Below are 3,257 nucleotides of genomic sequence, written 5' to 3' on the forward strand. Positions count from 1 at the left end.
TCGCCCTGCCGCAGGGACTGGGCGGCGAGGTGCAGGGCGACGAGCGAGGAGGAGCACGCGGTGTCGACGGTGACCGCCGGGCCCTCCAGCCCGAACGTGTAGGCGAGGCGGCCCGACACGACGCTGGAGGTGTTGCCGGTGAGCAGGTAGCCCTCCAACTCGGCCGGGGCCTTGGGCAGTCGCGAGCCGTAGTCGTTGTACATGACGCCGACGAAGACCCCGGATCGGCTGCCCCGGACGGTGCCCGGTTCGATCCCGGCCTGCTCGAAGGTCTCCCAGGCCGTTTCCAGCAGCAGCCGCTGCTGCGGGTCCATGCTGGTCGCCTCGCGCGGGCTGATCCCGAAGAACTCGGCGTCGAACTCGTCGGCTCCGTACAGGAATCCGCCCTTGTGGGTGTAGGACGTGCCGGGGTGGTCCGGGTCGGGGTCGTACAGGCCGGAGAGGTCCCAGCCGCGGTTGGTGGGGAAGTCGCCGATGGCGTCGGTGCCGGAGGCGACGAGCCGCCAGAGGTCCTCGGGGGAGGCGACGCCGCCCGGGTAGCGGCAGGCCATGCCGACGATCGCGATCGGGTCGTCGTCGACCACGGTGCGTGCCTGCGGGGCCGGGGCGGCGCGGTCCGCGAGACCGCCGGGCAGCAGCGAGAGCACGTGGGCGACGAGCGCGGCCGGCGTCGGGTGGTCGAAGACCAGGGTCGTGGACAGCCGCAGGCCGGTGGTGGTGGCCAGCCGGTTGCGCAGGTCCACGCCGGTGAGGGAGTCGAAGCCGAGGTCCTTGAAGGCACGGTCGGCGTCGATGGTCGCCGGAGAGGCGTGACCCAGCACGGTGGCGACCGTCGTCCGAACCAACTCGCCCACGGCGTCCGCCCGTTCCGGCGTGGGCAGGGAGGCGGTGCGCTCCGCCCAGGAGCCGGTGGAGCCGGCGGTGGCGGTGGCGGAGGCGCCGGCACCGGCCCGTCGGCGCGGAGGCCGCACCAGGCCGCGCAGCGGAGCCGGCAGCGGGCCGGCCGTGGACCTGGCGCGCAGCGCGGTGAGGTCGAGCCGGACCGGGACGAGTGCCGCGGCGGGTGAGCGCAGGGCCGCGTCCAGGAGCGCGAGGCCGTGCTCGGTGGTGAGCGCGGGGAGTCCCGAACGTGCCCAGCGCAGCAGGCCGGCCGTGCCGAGGGCGCCGGCCATCCCGTCCTGTTCCTCCCACAGGCCCCAGGCGAGCGAGGTGGCGGGCAGGCCGTGGGCGTGGCGGTGCTCGGCGAGGGCGTCCAGGTAGGCGTTGGCGGCGGCGTAGTTGGCCTGGCCCGCGGTACCGGTGACCCCGGTGACGGAGGAGAAGAGCACGAAGGCGGAGAGGTCCGCGGTCGTGGTGAGCTCGTGCAGGTTGAACGCGGCGTCGGCCTTGGGGCGCAGGACGGTGTCCAGCCGCTGCGGGGTGAGGTCGGTCAGCACGCCGTCGTCGAGCGCTCCGGCGAGGTGGAAGACCGCGCCCAGCGGGCGGTCCGCCGGGATCGTGTCCAGGACGTCGGCCAGGGCGTCCCGGTCGGCCGCGTCGCACGCCGCGAAGCGCACCTCCGCGCCGGATCCGGCCAGTTCGCGGAGGAGGTCCTGGGCGCCGGGCGCCCGTTCGCCGCGGCGGCTGAGGAGCAGCAGGTGCCGTGCCCCGTGCTGCCGCACGAGGTGACGGACGAGCACACGGCCCAGGGCGCCGGTTCCGCCGGTGACCAGCACGGTGCGTTCGGCGAGCCCGGCGGGTGCGGCGTCGCCCGGTGCGATGTCGGCGCGGGTGAGGAGGGGTGCGAACAACGTCCCGTCGCGCAGGGCCAGTTGGGGCTGGATCGAGGCGGCCGCGAGGGCGGGAAGGTCGGCGGCGCCCAGGTCGGCGGCGGCGTCGTCCAGGTCGATGACGGCGAAGCGGTCGGGGTGTTCGGTCTGGGCCGAGCGGAGGAGGCCCCAGGCGGCGGCGGACCAGGGGTCGGGAACGTCGTCCGTCGCGGTGGCGGCGACGGCGCCCCGGGTGAGCAGGAGGAGCCGGGAGCCGGCGAACCGGTCGTCGGCCAGCCAGGCGTGCGCCAGGTCCAGTGCGTGGGCCACGGCGGGCCGGCCGCTCGGCACGGTCGCCGCGACCACGTCGGGCACCGGGGCGGTCCCGTCGTCCCCGTCGGTCCCGCGGAGCGCGCCGAGGTCCCGGAGTTCGCGGGGTCCGTCGACGAGGGTCACCGACGGCCGCCCCGACGGGCCCGGCGTCGCCGTGGGCCGCCAGTCGATCCGGTGGAGGTCCCGCGTCCGGCCGTCGGGCTCGTCCAACTGCTCGCGCCGGACGGGGAGCAGGGCGAGCTCCTCGACGGTCAGGACCGGCTGCCCGGCCGGATCGGCGGCGCTGAGCGACCGGCCGGACCAGACGACCCGCAGCTCGGCGGCACCTGCCGCGTGCAGTTCCACGCCGGACCACGAGAAGGGCAGCGGCAGTCCGTCGGCGTCCTCCGCCTCGCCGGCCACCAGCGGGTGCAGTGCGGCGTCCAGGAGGGCCGGGTGCAGGGGGAAGCCGCCCGCGTCGCCCCGTACGTCCTCGGGCAGCGAGAGTTCGGCGAAGAGCTCGTCACCGCGCCGCCAGGCCGCCCGTACGGCCCGGAACGCCGGTCCGTACGCGTAGCCGAGTTCGGCCAGGCGCCCGTACAGCGTCACGGTGTCGAGGGCATCGGCGCCGGCCGGCGGCCAGGTCGTCGGCGCGGCGGCGGCCGGCCGCCCGGCCGGGGTCAGCAGCCCCACCGCGTGCCGGGTCCACTCGTCGGCGTCGCCGGGGCGCGAGTGGACGGCGAGCGTGCGGGCTCCGCTGTCCGGGTCGGCCGCGCCGACGGTCAGCTGGAGCACCAGCGGGCCGGTGGTGGGCAGGGCGAGCGGCGCCTCCAGGGTCAGCTCGTCCAGTCGGGGGGTGCCCGAACGCTCGCCCGCCGCCAGGGCGAGGTCGACGAACGCGGTGCCGGGCAGGATCGGGCGGCCGAGGATCTCGTGGTCGGCGAGCCAGGGGTGGGTGTCGAGCGACAGCCGGCCGGTGAACAGCAGGCCGCCGTCGGAGGCGAGTTCGACGGTCGCGCCGAGCAGCGGGTGGTCGGTGGCGCCGAGCCCGAGGCCCTCGGGACCGGCCGGCGGGGCGGTCGGCAGGAGCCAGAACTGCTCGCGTTGGAAGGGGTAGGTGGGGAGGTTGGGGTGGGTGTGGGTGGTGGTGGGTGGGGTGGGGGTGTGGCCGTGGGTGTGGGTGGTGGCGAGTGCGGT

1 protein-coding gene is annotated in these 3,257 nt (G+C 76.3%); it reads right to left on the bottom strand.

Annotated features, from left to right (window positions below):
• Positions 1-3,257: SDR family NAD(P)-dependent oxidoreductase (locus ACFV4F_RS42910; protein WP_380511393.1), on the bottom strand; the 3,257-nt coding region annotated here is incomplete at both ends.

Origin of the sequence: Kitasatospora sp. NPDC059722 (assembly GCF_042733235.1) — a bacterium.
Lineage (GTDB): Bacteria > Actinomycetota > Actinomycetes > Streptomycetales > Streptomycetaceae > Kitasatospora.